Source organism: Chelatococcus sp. GCM10030263 (assembly GCF_042666455.1).
Lineage (GTDB): Bacteria > Pseudomonadota > Alphaproteobacteria > Rhizobiales > Beijerinckiaceae > Chelatococcus.
Genome location: NZ_JBHTDB010000009.1, coordinates 488900 through 503958 on the forward strand (window position 1 = coordinate 488900; position 15059 = coordinate 503958).

At 67.5% G+C, this 15059-nt stretch carries 10 protein-coding genes and 1 riboswitch; of the genes, 7 read left to right on the forward strand and 3 right to left on the reverse strand.

The window, feature by feature from the left end; translation table 11 throughout:
* Positions 1 to 112 precede the first annotated feature (112 nt).
* Positions 113 to 1864 (forward strand): ABC transporter permease, encoded by a 1752-nt coding sequence (locus ACFQU1_RS21190; RefSeq protein WP_378136392.1) that lies wholly within the window; start codon positions 113 to 115, stop codon positions 1862 to 1864.
* 29 nt (positions 1865 to 1893) lie between these two features.
* Positions 1894 to 1988, forward strand: a riboswitch (glycine riboswitch).
* Positions 1989 to 2251: 263 nt separating this feature from the next.
* Positions 2252 to 5137, forward strand: coding sequence for an aminomethyl-transferring glycine dehydrogenase (gene gcvP, locus ACFQU1_RS21195; protein WP_378136394.1), 2886 nt, complete (start codon positions 2252 to 2254; stop codon positions 5135 to 5137).
* A 196-nt stretch (positions 5138 to 5333) separates the two neighbouring features.
* On the opposite strand, the gene ACFQU1_RS21200 is transcribed toward gcvP, so the two are convergent.
* Both ACFQU1_RS21200 and ACFQU1_RS21205 read right to left on the reverse strand, forming a co-directional pair.
* Entirely contained in the window at positions 5334 to 6308 is a 975-nt protein-coding gene (locus ACFQU1_RS21200; RefSeq protein ID WP_378136396.1) for a multidrug resistance efflux transporter family protein, read from the reverse strand.
* Between the two features lie 111 nt (positions 6309 to 6419).
* Positions 6420 to 7916, reverse strand: a complete 1497-nt coding sequence (locus ACFQU1_RS21205) for a CoA-acylating methylmalonate-semialdehyde dehydrogenase (RefSeq protein ID WP_378136398.1) — start codon at positions 7914 to 7916, stop codon at positions 6420 to 6422.
* A gap of 349 nt (positions 7917 to 8265) precedes the next feature.
* Between ACFQU1_RS21205 and ACFQU1_RS21210 the strand changes: the two genes are divergently transcribed.
* From ACFQU1_RS21210 to ACFQU1_RS21230, 5 genes are all read left to right on the forward strand, one after another.
* On the forward strand, positions 8266 to 9147 hold the full coding sequence (locus ACFQU1_RS21210; protein WP_378136400.1) for a LysR family transcriptional regulator: 882 nt from the start codon (positions 8266 to 8268) through the stop codon (positions 9145 to 9147).
* 86 nt (positions 9148 to 9233) lie between these two features.
* Positions 9234 to 10151 (forward strand): CHAD domain-containing protein, encoded by a 918-nt coding sequence (locus ACFQU1_RS21215; protein WP_378136402.1) that lies wholly within the window; start codon positions 9234 to 9236, stop codon positions 10149 to 10151.
* A gap of 250 nt (positions 10152 to 10401) precedes the next feature.
* Positions 10402 to 10848: an SRPBCC family protein gene (locus ACFQU1_RS21220; protein WP_378136404.1), complete on the forward strand. Its 447-nt coding sequence runs from the start codon at positions 10402 to 10404 to the stop codon at positions 10846 to 10848.
* Positions 10835 to 11167, forward strand: coding sequence for an ArsR/SmtB family transcription factor (locus ACFQU1_RS21225; protein WP_378136406.1), 333 nt, complete (start codon positions 10835 to 10837; stop codon positions 11165 to 11167). The genes ACFQU1_RS21220 and ACFQU1_RS21225 overlap by 14 nt, the downstream gene beginning before the upstream one ends.
* A gap of 193 nt (positions 11168 to 11360) precedes the next feature.
* A complete protein-coding gene (locus ACFQU1_RS21230; RefSeq protein WP_378136409.1) occupies positions 11361 to 13727 on the forward strand; it encodes an FAD-dependent monooxygenase in 2367 nt (788 codons plus the stop codon).
* A gap of 165 nt (positions 13728 to 13892) precedes the next feature.
* Here ACFQU1_RS21230 and ACFQU1_RS21235 read toward each other — a convergent pair whose 3' ends face one another.
* Positions 13893 to 15059: an acyl-CoA dehydrogenase family protein gene (locus ACFQU1_RS21235; RefSeq protein ID WP_378136411.1), complete on the reverse strand. Its 1167-nt coding sequence runs from the start codon at positions 15057 to 15059 to the stop codon at positions 13893 to 13895.

Genomic DNA, 15059 nt, shown 5'->3' on the forward strand with positions numbered 1-15059 from the left:
ACCCTGTTCCTCTCCTCGCAGGGAAATCGGATATATCCGACTTCCTGACGGAAAAAGGCGCAATTCGGAGCCCCCGAATTGCGCCGGGGAGAGCGGACGCCAGCGCTTCGCCGTGACTAAGTCCGCGACGTTCCGTTCGGTCGGCCCGCGCCGGCCGCGGCAGGCTGCCGCCGGTTGGCTCGCGGCCTCCGCGGTCATTGCGCTTCTCGCGGTGGCGCCGCTTCTGGCCGTCCTGCTGGTGGCGAGCGGCAGTTCGGACGGCCTGTGGCCGCATCTTCTGGCTTATGTGCTGCCGGAGGCTGCCCGCCAGACGGTCATCCTCCTTCTCGGTGTCGGCATTCTCGTCACGGTCATCGGCACGGGCCTCGCATGGCTCGTGGTCGCCTATGATTTCCCCGGCCGTCGCTTCATGGAATGGGCGCTGCTGCTGCCGCTCGCCATGCCGACCTATATCGTGGCCTTCGCCTATCTCGACCTTCTCCATCCGATTGGGCCGGTTCAGAGCCTGCTGCGTGCCGTGCTCGGCCTGTCGAGCCCGCGTGACCTCAATTTTCCGGACATCCGCTCCATGCCGGGCTGCATCCTGCTGCTCAGCTTCGTGCTCTATCCTTATGTCTATGGAACGGCACGGGCGGCATTCCTGCTTCAGGCGCGCGGCGTGATCGAGGCCGCCCATTCGCTGGGGGCAGGGCGCTTCGCTACCTTCGTCCGTATCGCCGCGCCGCTCGCCCGCCCAGCCGTTGCGGCCGGCGTGAGCCTCGCCCTGCTGGAGGCGCTCAACGACATCGGTGCATCGGAATTCCTGGGCGTGCGCACGCTGACAGTGTCGATCTACGCCACCTGGGTGAACCGGTCGAGCCTTGCCGGCGCGGCGCAGATTGCGCTCTTCATGCTCGCCTTCGTCATCATCCTCATGTTTCTCGAACGCGGGCTGCGCCGCAACCGCCGCTATGCGGACGCCGAGCCCGGCCGGCTGGTGCCGAAGCGCCTCCACGGCATGGCCGGCGTGCTCGCCGCCACCATCTGCGCGCTGCCGATCATCATCGGCTTCGCGGCACCTGCGCTCCACCTCGTCAACGAGGCGCGCAAGCGCCTGCAATTCGCCGGGCTGTCACCGAGCCTCGTCGAGGCCATCGGCAACACCGCCTCGCTCGCGGCGGTTGCGACGCTGGTTACCCTGCTGCTCGGTCTCTGTATCGCGGCGACCCTGCGGCTTGTCGGCGGCCGCCTCGCCGCCGCCCTCGCGCGCACCGCGAGCCTCGGCTATGCGGTGCCCGGCACCGTGCTCGCCATCGGCCTGATGATGCCGCTTGCCACCGTCGACAATGCCGTCGATAGCTTCATGCGGGCGACATTCGGTTTCTCGACCGGGCTGCTTCTTTCCGGCACGGGCGGTGCTCTCGTCTATGCCTATGTCGTGCGCTTCCTGCCGCTCGCCGCCGGCGGCCTGGAGGCGGGCTATGCCAAGCTGCCGAAAACGCTCGACGACGCCGCGCTGACGCTCGGCGCTTCCTCCGGCGGGCTCGTCGCGCGAATCCATCTGCCGCTGCTCTGGCCCGCTCTTCTCTCGGCGGCCGCGCTCGTCTTCGTGGACTGCGTCAAGGAGCTCTCGGCGACGCTTCTTCTGCGGCCGCTTGATTTCGAGACGCTCGCCACCCAGCTTTACGCGGAAGCCTCGCGCGGCACCTACGAGGACGGCGCCATCGCGGCGCTCCTCATCGTCGCCGTCGGCTTCCTGCCGGTGATGCTGCTCGCCCGGCTCGGGCGTGAGGGTTGGCGGCGTGAGCGCGAAGCCACTGCCGCCGTGATACCGGAGATGCCGGATAGCAGTGGATTTCCGGCCGCTCGCGAAGGAGTGCTTTGACTTCTCGACCGTTTCAAGTAGCTTGCCGGCCTGCCACAGCGGGAGAGACTCGGGGCTTAACGTCCCGGGCGCCGAAGGAGCAACCGCCCCGGAAACTCTCAGGCAGAAGGACCGCTGTGGAGAATGACATCTGGAGAGAGGCGCGAGCTCGAGAGCTCCGGCGCCCGCCGACGGGATAACACTCTCAGGCAAACAGACAGATGGGGCGCATAACGGAGGCCGCGATGGCCGAAGGAAGCGTGCCCGTTGCCATGCCCGGACGTGACGTCCGGCTCGCCCGCCGACAACCATGTCTGCGGCGGGTGGTGGCGCGTGGCTTGCTTCCGGCGGACATGCGGATCTCCGTTCCGAGCCGGTCTCCGGCGTCGCGCGTACCCCTGCTGCCAGATGGTGCCTCCGATGACTGATCTGAACTCCCTTCTCGGCCGGACCGGGTCCGGTTTCGCGCGGCGCCATATCGGCCCGTCGGCGACGGACGTCGTCGCCATGCTGCAGGCGGTCGGCACGCCCGATCTCGACGGCCTGATCGCCGAGACGGTGCCGCGCGCCATCCGCCAGGCGGAGCCGCTGCCCTTCGGCCGCGGCCTCACCGAGAGCGAGGCGCTCGCCGAACTCGGCCGGATCGCCGGGCAAAACGAGGTCTTCACCTCGCTCATCGGCCAGGGCTATTACGGGACGGTCACGCCGCCCGTCATCCAGCGCAACATCCTGGAAAATCCAGCCTGGTACACGGCCTATACGCCCTACCAGCCCGAGATCAGCCAGGGCCGGCTCGAGGCGCTCGTCAATTTCCAGACCATGGTCGCCGATTTGACCGGCCTCGACGTCGCCAATGCCTCGCTTCTCGACGAAGGCACCGCCGCCGCCGAGGCGATGACCATGGCCAAACGTGTCGCCAAATCCAAGGCGACGGCCTTCTTCGTTGATGCCGGCTGCCATCCCCAGACGATTGCCGTGGTGCGCACCCGCGCCGAGCCGCTCGGCTGGACGGTCGTGGTGGGCGATCCCGAGCGTGATCTCGACGCCAGCGCCGTCTTCGGCGCGCTCTTTCAATATCCAGGCAGCGAGGGCCATATCCGTGACCTCGCCAAGCCGATCGCCGCCGTGAAGGCCGCCGGCGGCATCGCCTGCGTTGCCGCCGATCTCCTCGCCTTGACGCTTCTCGCCTCGCCGGGTGAGCTCGGCGCGGATATCGCCGTCGGATCGAGCCAGCGCTTCGGCGTGCCGATGGGCTTCGGCGGCCCGCATGCCGCTTTCATGGCGACGCGCGACGCCCATAAGCGCTCGCTCCCCGGCCGCCTCGTCGGTGTCTCGGTCGATGTGCGCGGGGCGCCCGCCTACCGGCTCGCCCTGCAGACTCGCGAGCAGCATATCCGGCGCGAGAAGGCGACCTCCAACATCTGCACGGCGCAGGTTCTGCTCGCCGTCATCGCCTCCATGTATGGCGTCTATCACGGCCCTGAGGGCCTGACCGCCATCGCCGGCGATGTGCATGCCAAGACGGCACGGCTTGCGGCCGGCCTCGCCAAGCTCGGCTTCCCCGCCGAGCAGAAGACTTTTTTTGATACGCTCACGGTTTCGACGGGCGCCCGGCGCGACGAGATCGTTGCGCGCGCCGCGGCAAGCCGCATCAATCTCCGCGTCCTGCCTGGCGAGGGCGGCCGGCTCGGCATCTCGCTCGACGAGACAACGACCGAGGCGAATGTCGAGGCTGTCTGGGCGGCCTTCGGCGGCGCGCTGCGCTACGGCGAAGTCACGGCCGAGAGCGCGCTGCCGGAGAACCTGCGCCGCCGCTCCACCTTCATGACGCATCCCGTCTTCCACCGCTATCGCTCGGAAACGGAGATCCTGCGCTATATGCGCCGGCTCGCCGACCGCGATCTCGCGCTCGACCGCGCCATGATCCCGCTCGGCTCCTGCACCATGAAGCTCAATGCGACCGCCGAGATGATGCCGATCACCTGGCCCGGCTTCTCGTCGCTCCATCCCTTCGCGCCGGCCGAACAGGCCAACGGCTATGCGGCGCTGATCAAGGATCTGGAAGACAAGCTCGCGGTCATCACCGGCTATGACGCCGTGTCGCTGCAGCCGAATTCCGGTGCCCAGGGCGAATATGCGGGGCTTCTCGCCATCCGCGCCTATCACCTCAGCCGCGGGGAGGGCCACCGCCGCGTCTGCCTCATCCCATCCTCGGCGCATGGCACCAATCCCGCCTCGGCGCAGATGGTGGGCATGGAGGTGGTGGTCGTTGCCTGCGACCAGTCCGGCAATGTGGATCTCGCCGATTTGCGCGCCAAGGCGGAAGCCCATGCGGGCGATCTCGCGGCGATCATGATCACCTATCCCTCGACGCATGGCGTCTTCGAGGAGGAGATCCGCGACATCTGCGACATCGTGCATGCCAACGGTGGCCAGGTCTATCTCGACGGCGCCAATCTCAACGCCCAGGTCGGCATCGCGCGGCCGGGCAAATACGGCGCCGATGTCAGCCATCTCAACCTGCACAAGACCTTCTGCATTCCGCATGGCGGCGGTGGTCCGGGCGTCGGGCCGATCGGCGTGAAGGCCCATCTCGCCCCCTTCCTGCCGGGCCATCCCGAGCGGCCAGAACTGGGCTCCGTCGTCGGACCGGTTTCGGCGGCCCCCTTCGGGTCGGCGTCGATCCTGCCGATTTCCTACGCCTATATGCTGATGATGGGGGCGGACGGGCTCGAACTCGCGACCAAGGTCGCGATCCTCAATGCCAATTACATCGCCGCCCGGCTCGGCCCCTATTATCCCGTGCTCTATGCCGGCCGGAACGGCCGGGTGGCGCATGAATGCATCCTCGACCTCCGGCCGCTCAAGGAGACCTCGGGCGTCACGGTGGACGACGTCGCCAAGCGCCTCATCGACTTCGGCTTCCATGCGCCGACCATGAGCTTCCCCGTGCCGGGCACGCTCATGATCGAGCCGACGGAATCGGAATCGAAGGCCGAGCTCGACCGCTTCATCGACGCCATGATCGCCATCCGCGCCGAAATCCGCGCGGTGGAGGAGGGGCGCTGGCCGGTGGAGCAGAGCCCGCTGCGGCATGCGCCGCACACGGTGCACGACCTTGCGGACGACAATTGGAACCGGCCCTACAGCCGCGCCGAAGGCGCCTTCCCGCGCGGTGCCCAGCGGCAGGACAAATACTGGTCGCCGGTCAACCGCGTCGACAATGCCTATGGCGACCGCAACCTCATGTGCTCCTGCCCGCCGATGGAGGAATACCAGCAGGCGGCGGAATAGGGGCGGGGGGGATCCATCGAGCGCCGGATCGTTCTGTGGTCATCCCGGAACGGCCGAAGGCCGTGTCCGGGATCCAGAACCGATGCGGATCAACGATTGAACGCGTTTCCGAGCGACTGAGCCAGCGACGAGCGACATCGTTTCTGGATCCCGGACGCCTCACTCCGCTCGGCTCCGGGATGACGGCGTGAGCGTTTCACCCCCGGCTCTTCAGCGTGAAGCCGACGAGCCCGCCCATGACGGCGGCAAGGCCAAGCCAGCCGAGGAGGTTGGGCGCCGGCGCGCCGAGCCAGAGCATCTCACCCAAGAGCGCAAAGCCCACTTCGCCCGACTGCGTCGCATCGACGGCGGCGATCCGGTAGGGATCGCGCGAGAGATTGCGCGCATAGAGGAAGAGCGTCGTCGCGAGCCCGCCGGCGACGAGCGCGATGACCGCCGTGCTGGCGATCTGGCCCGTGCTCGGCGGCGGTGGCAGGGTCACTCCGACGAGCACCGCGAAGAAGGGGAGCGAGCCGAGCGTCAGCAGCAGCACGGCCGCCACCGGATCGGCGAGGAGGGCGCCATCGGCGCCGCCGGCGTGCTTGGCGCGGTTCAGAAGCTGGTTGCCGACGGGATAGGCGACGGCCGCGACCAGCATCGGCAGGACGCCCGCGATAATCTGGTGCGGTTCGGCGCCACGGGCGATCTGGTTGAGATTGATGATGACGATGCCGGCGAAGATCACGACGAGAAAGATGATGCCGCGCAGCGGCACGCGCTCGCCGAAGGCGCGCAGCACGAAAGGCGTGGCGAGGATCGTGCACTGCCAGGTGGCGGCGATGATCCAGCCCGGCGCGTGGTCGGCGGCGAAGCAGCAGGCGGCGTAGAAGACGCCGAAGCCGATGCCGCCCGCCACCAGCCAGAACTTGAGCCGCCGCCAGAAAAGCCGAAGCACCTCGGCGAGATAGCCCGGCCCGCGCCGCACGAGCAGAAAGCCGCCGAGCAGGATCGCCATGTCGAGATAGCGCAGCGAGGCGCTCCACACCCAATGGCCTCCATCCAGGCTCATGGCCCGGTTGAGGACGAAGGTGACCGAGAAGAACGCGGCGGCGGCGAGCCCGAGTCCGATGAGCCGCGGCATGCGCGGCTCGCCGGTCGCCATCGCCGGCACGCTATCGGTGGTGGAGACCATGAAAACCGCTCCCGCCCAGGGCGCGTCAGTTAAGCGCGATTCCGTGCCGGGCGGAAATGGGCGATGTCACCCCAGGGCCGAGCGAAGCGAGGCGCCCGGGATGACTTAGCCTCACCGCATCGTTGGGATGGAGAACTCCGCGCCCTCCTTGACGCCGGAGGGCCAGCGCGAGGTCACCGTCTTCGTCTTCGTATAGAAGCGGAACGAGTCCGGCCCGTGCTGGTTCAAGTCGCCGAAGCCGGAGCGCTTCCAGCCGCCGAAGGTGTAGTAGGCGAGTGGCACCGGGATCGGCACGTTGATGCCGATCATGCCGACCTCGACCTTCGAAGCGAAGTCGCGCGCCGCATCGCCGTCGCGCGTGAAGATGGCGACGCCGTTGCCGTATTCGTTCTCGCTCGGCAACCGCAGCGCCTCGGCGTAATCCTTGGCGCGCACCACCGAGAGCACCGGACCGAAGATCTCATCCTTGTAGATGCGCATGTCCGGTGTCACCTCGTCGAAGAGGCAGCCGCCGAGGTAAAAGCCGTTCTCGTAGCCCTGCAGCTTGAAGCCGCGGCCGTCGACGAGGAGCTTGGCGCCTTCCTCCACGCCGAGGTCGACATAGGCTTTGACCTTGTCGAGATGGGCGCGGGTGACCAGCGGGCCGTAATCGGCGGTTGGATCGGTCGAGGGGCCGATCTTCAGGCTCTCGACCCGTGGCACGAGCTTTTCGATGAGCCGGTCGGCGGTGGCCTGGCCGACGGGGACCGCGACCGACACGGCCATGCAGCGCTCGCCGGCCGAGCCGTAGCCTGCGCCGATCAGCGCATCGACCGCCTGGTCCATGTCCGCGTCGGGCATGATGATCATGTGGTTCTTGGCGCCGCCGAAGCATTGCACGCGTTTGCCGTTCGCCGCCGCACGCCCGTAGATATATTCGGCGATCGCCGAGGAGCCGACGAAGCCGACCGCCTGGATGTCGGGATCGTCGAGAATGGCGTCGACCGCTTCCTTGTCGCCGTTGACCACATTGAAGATGCCAGGCGGCAGGCCGGCCTCCAGGAAGAGTTCGGCGAGCCGCATCGGCACGGACGGGTCGCGCTCCGACGGCTTGAGAATAAAGGCATTGCCGCAGGCGATCGCCGGGCCCGCCTTCCACAAGGGGATCATGGCCGGGAAGTTGAAGGGCGTGATGCCGGCGACCACCCCGAGCGGCTGGCGGATGGAATACATGTCGATGCCGGGCCCGGCGCCTTCGGTGAATTCACCCTTCATGAGATGCGGCACGCCGCAGGCGAATTCCACGACTTCCAGGCCGCGCTGGATATCACCCTTGGCGTCGGGGATCGTCTTGCCGTGCTCGCGGGCGAGCAGCTCGGCCAGGGAGTCGTATTCCTGGTGGACGAGGTCGAGGAACTTCATCAGCACGCGCGCCCGGCGCTGCGGATTGGTTGCGGCCCAGGCCGGCTGCGCCGCCTTGGCATTCTCGACGGCGGCCCGCAGGTCGGCCTTGGAGGCGAGGGCGACCCGGGCGCGCACCTCGCCCGTCATGGGCTCGTAAACCTCGCCGCTGCGGCCGGAGGTGCCTGGGACGGTGTTGCCGCCGATGAAATGGCCGATGTCGCGCATGGTGGTCCTCCCGGATCTTGCTTTATGGACTGAACTCCATTTATGGCTGCACATCAACGAGCAGGAATTCGCAATCGGATTGCAGATTTTGGCGTAAGCTTTAACCTCCGAGGCTGAGCATCGGCCCACCTCCCCCTCGAGGGGGGAGGTCGACGCGGCTTTGCCGCGTCGGGAGGGGGTGATGAGGAAGTCAGCCAACACCACCGCACCCCACCCCGGCTCGCTGAGCGCTCGCCGACCCTCCCCCTCAAGGGGAGGGTAAGCCTTTGAAAACGCCGACGAAACGTCAAATCGATTGCTGCTGGACCCCTAGGCCGCCCCGGGATGACGGCGGGAGGAGTTGACCTGCATGGACTGGGACCACGCCCGCGTCTTTCTCGCCGTCGCCCGCTCCGGGCAGATGCTCGCGGCCGCGCGCAAGCTCGGGCTCGATCATGCAACCGTCAGCCGGCGGCTCGCGACGCTCGAGGCCTCCCTCAAGGCGAAGCTCGTGGAGCGCAGCACGGCCGGCTGCGTGCTGACGCCGGCGGGAGAGCATTTCCTCGCCGCCGCCGAGCGCATCGAGCACGAGATGCTGCAGGTGCAGACCTCCCTCGGCAATGCCGATCTTGCGCTCGCGGGTGCGGTCCGGGTCGGCGCACCCGACGGCTTCGGCAGCTATTTCCTCGCGCCGCGCTTCGGCGCCTTCATTGCGCGCCATCCCGATCTCACGATCCAGCTCGTGCCGCTGCCGCGCACCTTTTCGCTCTCGCGGCATGAGGCCGACATCGCCGTCACGCTGGAGCGGCCGGAGAAGGGCCGCCTCGTCTCCCGCAGCCTAACCGACTATCGGCTCAGCCTCTATGCCTCGCGCGACTATCTTGCGAGCGCGCCGCCGCTCGCGAGCAAGGAGGATCTGCCGCGCCATACCCTCGTCACCTATGTCGACGACCTCATGTTCAGCCGCGCACTCGACTATGGCGCGGAGCTTGCAGCCCTGATGCCGCGCCGCTTCGAATGCGCCGGCGTCACGGGCCAGGTCGAGGCGGTGAGGGCAGGGGTCGGCATCGGCATTCTGCATGACTATGCCGCCCGGTCCTATCCCGACCTTCAGGTGGTGCTGCCCGACGTCACCTTCACCCGCAGCTATTGGCTCGTCATGCATGCCGAGGGCCAGAAGCTGAGGCGGGTCACGGCGGTCGCCGATTTCATCGCGGGAGAGGTGCGCGCCAACCGCAGGTTGTTCTCCTGAGCCGTAACGTGATCTAGGCGGGTGGATTGTGACAACTGCTTCGGCCAGATTACCGCCCGATGCCGGCCGGGGGCAGGGAACGAGCGATGCTGGATCAAAGCCCGACGCTGGCGTGTGGCTTACCGAGCGAGGATGCCTTCCGGCTCCTGGCGGGGCGCTGTCTTGCCGCCGTCGAGACGGAGGCCGAGGCCTTCGTGGCGACCGAACAGCCGGACGCGCTGCATCGCACGCGCGTCGCGCTGCGGCGTGTGCGGGCCATTCTCTCCCTGTTCAAGGAGCTGGTGGGCGGCGAGGACGCCGATGCGGTGCGGCGCAGGCTGGGCGAACAGGCGCGGATCTTGGGCGTGGCGCGCAATTGCGATGTTTATCTCGCCGAGACGCTCGCGCCCGTTCAGGACGCCTATGACGATCTACCCGGCCTCGCCGGTTTGGAGGAGAGCGTCCGTGCACGCCGGCAGCAGGCCTATGATGCCGCCCTCGACGGACTGCGTGGCGGGGCGCTGACTGAAGCGCTCGCCGAATGCCGCGCCTGGCTCTTGGGCGGCGCCTGGACCTTCGATCCTGAGCGGGCCGATCTGCGCGCCGAGCCGGTCGAGGCCTTCGCCGCCCGTGTGCTCAGGCGCTGGCGGCGACGCATCCGCCGCAACGGCCGCCATCTCGCCGGCATGGACGGAGACACGCGCCATCGCCTGCGCATCGCGGCGAAGAAGCTGCGCTACGCCGCCGAGCTTTTCGCGGAGCTCTTTCCGGGCCGTGAGGCCCGCAGCCGTTATCGGGCGTTGGTGACGGCGCTACGCAATGTCCAGGATCATCTCGGCAGGCTCAACGACACCGTTGTGGCCTATCGCGAGGTGGATGCCCTGATCGGCGACGCCAGCGGACCCCACAGCTTTGCGGCGGGTTTCGTTGCCGGCCGCAAGACGCGCGGCGACGAGACCCACCTCACGAAAGCCCTGGCCGCCTACGAGCGCTTTGCCGCGACCAAGCCGTTCTGGAAGGCGTGACGCCGCGCGGATCGCGGGCCTTCTTGAATTTGAATCAGAACCGCAAGATCGGCCGCCAAGGGGCTGGCGCGATTCCGAAATGTGCCCGCGTTCGTCAGCCTGTGAGCAGCTCGGCGGTTCAGAAAGAGCGCTTTCCAGTGACGCCCGTCATGGCCGGGCTTGTCCAGGCTGATTGGCAATAACGTGCAACTTTTCGGTTGCGCGTGAGGCGGGATTGCGCGATGGTATGCGCAACCAGGAGGTTGCGAAAATGACCGATCGTATCGAAAAGACCATCGACCTGAAGGCGCCGATCGAACGTGTCTGGAAGGCACTGACCGACCATGAGGAGTTCGGCACCTGGTTCCGGGTGAAACTCGAGGGTCCCTTCGTGCCGGGCGAGGTCTCGACCGGAAGGATCACCATTACCGGCTACGAGCACGTCAAATGGAACGCCCGGGTGAAGGCTATGGATGCGCCACGCTATTTCGCCTTCACCTGGCATCCCTATGCCGTCGATCCTGATGTCGACTATTCCGGCGAGACGCCGACGCTCGTCGAGTTCCGGCTCGAGCCGACGCCGGCCGGCACGCGCCTGACGGTTACCGAATCCGGCTTCGACGCGCTGCCGCCGCATCGTCGGCCGGATGCCCTGCGCATGAACACCATGGGTTGGGAGGGGCAGGTGAAGAATATCCAGGCCCATGTTGAGCGCTGAAGCCCGCGCCGCCGATCCGGCGCCTGTCTTTGCCGCGCTGGGGGACCGGACGCGTCTGTCGCTGCTCCGCAAGCTCAGCGATGGCCGGCGCCGTTCGATTACGGCGCTGTCGGCCGACACGAGCCTCACGCGCCAGGCCGTCACCAAGCATCTCCGGGTGCTCGAAGACGCAGGGCTCGTGACGATGAGCCGCGTCGGCCGCGAGAGCCATTTCGCCTTCCGCCCCGAGCCGATCCTCGCCGTCAGGTCCTATCTCGACGAGGTCTCGGCGCAATGGGACGATGCCTTGGCACGGCTGCAGTCTTTCGTGGAGCGGTGAACACCCCGGCATCGGTGCTGCCACGCTGAATCAGGATGGCAGCACCGGGCCGCAAGTCATCGGTAGGACTCGCGAAATAGCGGCGGGAACCCCCGGTTTCGGAGAATGGTTCATCCGCGGGAGCTATGCCCACCGCCCATTGCCATCGAGATACTTCAAATCTAAAATAATTACCGTCGATCGGAGGCGGGCGATGAAGATCACCGTGGTGGGCGGCGGACCGGGCGGCCTCTATTGCGCGCTCCTCGCCAAGAAGGCGCGGCCGGACTGGACGGTCGAGGTCTTCGAGCAGAACCGCGCCGACGACACCTTCGGCTTCGGCGTCGTCTTCTCCGATGACACGCTGGAGGAATTCCTGGCACGCGATCCCCAGTCCTATGCTCGCATCCGCGATCATTTCGCCTACTGGGACGACGTCGCCATCCACTACAAAGGCGAGGAGATCCGCTGCGCCGGCAACGGCTTCTGCGGCATCGCCCGCAAGGAGCTGTTGGCCGTTCTGCAGGGGCGGTGCCGCGAGGCGGGGGTGGCGCTCACCTTCTCGGCCCGCATCGATCCGGCCGAGCTCGCCACGCGCTTTGCCTCGTCCGATGTCATCGTTGCGGCCGACGGCATCAATTCGCCCATCCGCGAGCATTTCCGCGAGGCTTTTCGCCCAGCTCAGTCGCTGAAGTCAAACCGCTTCTGCTGGATGGGCTCGACCCGGCCGATGGACGAGTTCAACTATTTCTTCCGCGAGACGCCGCATGGCGTCATCTGCGCGCATACCTACCAATACGCGCCCGGCCGCTCGACCTGGGTCTTCGAAATGGACGAGGCCTGCTGGCAGGGCCACGGCTTTTCGGAATTCGACGAGGAAGGCTCAAAGGCCAAGCTCGAAGCGATCTATGCCGAGGAGCTCGATGGCCATCCACTCCTCCTCAACCGCTCGCATTGGCGCCGCTTTCCGCGGATCTTCTGTGAGCGCTGGTGGCACGGCAAGATCGTGATGCTCGGCGACGCCAAGGCCTCGGCGCATTTCTCCATCGGCTCCGGCACCAAGCTCGCCATGGAATGCGCCATCGGGCTGGCCGATGCTCTCCTCGCCCATGCGGAGACGAGCGTAGAAGCGGCCTTCGAGGCCTATGATCAGGCACGGCGCACTCCCTGCCAGATCGTTCAGCACAATGCCGATGTATCGCTCGCCTGGTTCGAGCACATGAACCGCTCCTTCGACATGGAGCCCATGCAATTCGCCATGACGGTGATGTGCCGGGCGAAGTCGATCACCTACGACAACCTTCTCGTCCGCGATGCGCGCTTCGTCGAGCGCGCCGATACGGAGTTCTACGAGCGGCTCTATCGCGAGACCGGCGATGACTACCGCCGGACCCGGCCGACGCCGATGTTCACGCGATTCCGGCTGCGCGGCATGGAGCTCGCCAACCGGGTCGTCATGGCGCCGATGGCGCAATATATGGCCGACCCGAACGGCAATCTGACGGATTGGCATTTGGTCCACTACTGCTCCCACGCCCTGGGCGGGATGGGGCTCATTTTCGTCGAGATGACCTGCCCGTCGGCGGACGCGCGCATCACGCCGGGTTGCCCCGGGCTCTGGACGGATGAGCACGAGGCGGGGTGGGCGCGTATCGTCGAATTCGTCCACAGCCATTCCAAGGCGAAGATCGCCATGCAGCTCGGCCATGCCGGGCGCAAGGGCTCGACCCAGCGCGGCTGGGAGAAGGCCGAGCACCCGCTGGAGGAGGACAATTGGCCGCTCGTCTCCGCCTCGGCGCTGCCCTGGCTCGATGGCGTCAGCCAGGTGCCGGCCGAAGTCGACCGCGCCATGATGGACAGGGTCAAGGCGGATTTCGTCCAGGCCACCCAGCGCGCCGCGCGGGCCGGCTTCGACATGCTCGAGCTCCATTGCGCGCACGGCTATCTGCTCGCCTCCTTCCTCTCGCCGCTCACCAACCAGCGCAGCGACGCCTATGGCGGCTCCATCGAGAACCGCCTGCGTTATCCGCTCGAAGTCTTTTCCGCGATGCGGGCGGTCTGGCCGGCGGAGCGGCCGATGTCGGTGAGGATCTCCGCTTGCGACTGGAAGGAGGGCGGCATCTCCGAGGCCGAGACCTTCGCCATCGCCGAGGGGTCTCGCGAGGCGGGCTGTGACCTCATCAGCGTCTCCGCCGGCCAGACCGTGCCGGACCAGGCGCCGGTCTATGGCCGCATGTTCCAGGTCGGCTTCGCGGAGGCCATCCGCAACGTGCCGCAGATGGCGACGATGGCGGTCGGCGCCATTACCGAGCCGGGCCAGGTCAATACCATCCTGCACACGCGCCGCGCCGACCTCGTGGCGCTCGCCCGGCCGCATCTGTGGAACCCCTATTTCGCGCATCAGGCGGAAGCCTGGTACGGCGCGCGCAACCAGGGCTGGCCCGATCCCTATCTCGCCGGGCGCAACCAGGCCCATCGCGAGATGGAGAAGATGCGCGAGAAGCAGATGGCGCTGCAGGTGAAGGCACGGCCTGCCCGCCACGCACCGCATCTGGCGGCGGGCAAGCTGGCAGCGGAGTAGGATGGCGGCGGAGTAGGGCAGGCACGGCGCAATCCCCTCTCCCCGGCGGGGAGAGGGTTAGGGTGAGGGGGCCGCGGCGGCTCTCACCCTCACCCGCGCCTTCAGCGCGACCTCTCCCCACAGGGGAGAGATAGGTGGTCGACCTTTATAACTGTCAGCCCCCTGTCAGCCTTCCGCCAGCGTCTGCCGGGCGATGATGACTTTTTGCACCTCGCTCGCGCCCTCGTAGATGCGCAGCGCCCGCACGTCGCGGTAGAGCTCCTCGACCTTCGATCCCGTGCGCACGCCGTCGCCGCCGTGGAGCTGCACGGCCGCGTCGACGACCCGCTGGGCGGCCTCGGTCGCGACGAGCTTGGCGAGCGCTGCTTCACGGGTGATGCGCGCGGCACCGGCGTCCTTTGTCCAAGCGGCGCGGTAGACCATGAGCGCGGCGGCCTCCACATCGGCCACCATATCGGCGATCGTTCCCTGCACCATCTGCAGGTCGGCCATCGGCCCGCCGAAGAGCTGCCGGCGGGTGACACGTCCCAGCGTCTCATCGAGTGCCCGGCGGGCAAAGCCGAGTGCCGCCGCCCCGACGGTCGAGCGGAAGACGTCGAGCGTCGCCATGGCGATCTTGAAACCCTCGCCGGGGCCGCCGATGCGATTGGCGACCGGCACGCGGCAAGCATCGAAGGCGAGGCGGGCAAGGGGATGCGGCGCGATGGTCTCGAGCCGCTCTGCGATGGTGAAGCCGGGCGCGCCGGCGTCGACCACGAAGGCGGAGATGCCCTTGGTGCCCGGAGCCTCGCCCGTGCGGCAAAAGACGACGTAATGGTCGGCGATGCCGCCGTTGGAGATCCAGGTCTTTTCGCCGGTGAGCCGCACATGGTCCGGTCCGTCGGGCTCGGCCGATGTGACGAGCGCCGCGACATCCGAGCCGGCCTCCGGCTCCGTTAGGGCGAAAGCCGCGAGCGCCTTGCCTGCCGCCACCGGCGGCAGATACCGCCGCTTCTGATCCTCCGTCCCGAACAGGGTGATCGGCCCGGTGCCGAGCCCCTGCATGGCGAAGGCGAAATCGGCGAGGCCGGCGTGGTAGGCGAGCGTCTCCCGAATGAGGCAGAGCGCGCGCAGGTCGAGCCGCGCGGCATTGCCGCCATGCGGGGCGATCACCGCATGGCGCAGGATGCCGGCATCGCCGAGGGCAGCCACCAGGCGCCGACAGGCGCCGTCGACGTCGCGGTGGTCGATGAGCCCGGCCAAGGCCTCCGCGGCGAAGGCGGCGACCTCCGCATGCAGCGCGCGATGGTCGGGGGTAAAGAACGGCCAGTCGAGAAAGCGCGTGTCGGCCAT

Bases quoted from the DNA above. Each gene is read 5' to 3' on its own strand.
- ACFQU1_RS21235 (WP_378136411.1), bottom strand. From the start codon at position 15,059: ATGGCCGACACGCGCTTTCTCGACTGGCCGTTCTTTACCCCCGACCAT.
- ACFQU1_RS21215 (WP_378136402.1), top strand. From the start codon at position 9,234: ATGCTGGATCAAAGCCCGACGCTGGCGTGTGGCTTACCGAGCGAGGAT.
- ACFQU1_RS21225 (WP_378136406.1), top strand. From the start codon at position 10,835: ATGTTGAGCGCTGAAGCCCGCGCCGCCGATCCGGCGCCTGTCTTTGCC.
- ACFQU1_RS21200 (WP_378136396.1), bottom strand. From the start codon at position 6,308: ATGGTCTCCACCACCGATAGCGTGCCGGCGATGGCGACCGGCGAGCCG.
- ACFQU1_RS21210 (WP_378136400.1), top strand. From the start codon at position 8,266: ATGGACTGGGACCACGCCCGCGTCTTTCTCGCCGTCGCCCGCTCCGGG.
- ACFQU1_RS21220 (WP_378136404.1), top strand. From the start codon at position 10,402: ATGACCGATCGTATCGAAAAGACCATCGACCTGAAGGCGCCGATCGAA.
- gcvP (WP_378136394.1), top strand. From the start codon at position 2,252: ATGGTGCCTCCGATGACTGATCTGAACTCCCTTCTCGGCCGGACCGGG.
- ACFQU1_RS21230 (WP_378136409.1), top strand. From the start codon at position 11,361: ATGAAGATCACCGTGGTGGGCGGCGGACCGGGCGGCCTCTATTGCGCG.
- ACFQU1_RS21205 (WP_378136398.1), bottom strand. From the start codon at position 7,916: ATGCGCGACATCGGCCATTTCATCGGCGGCAACACCGTCCCAGGCACC.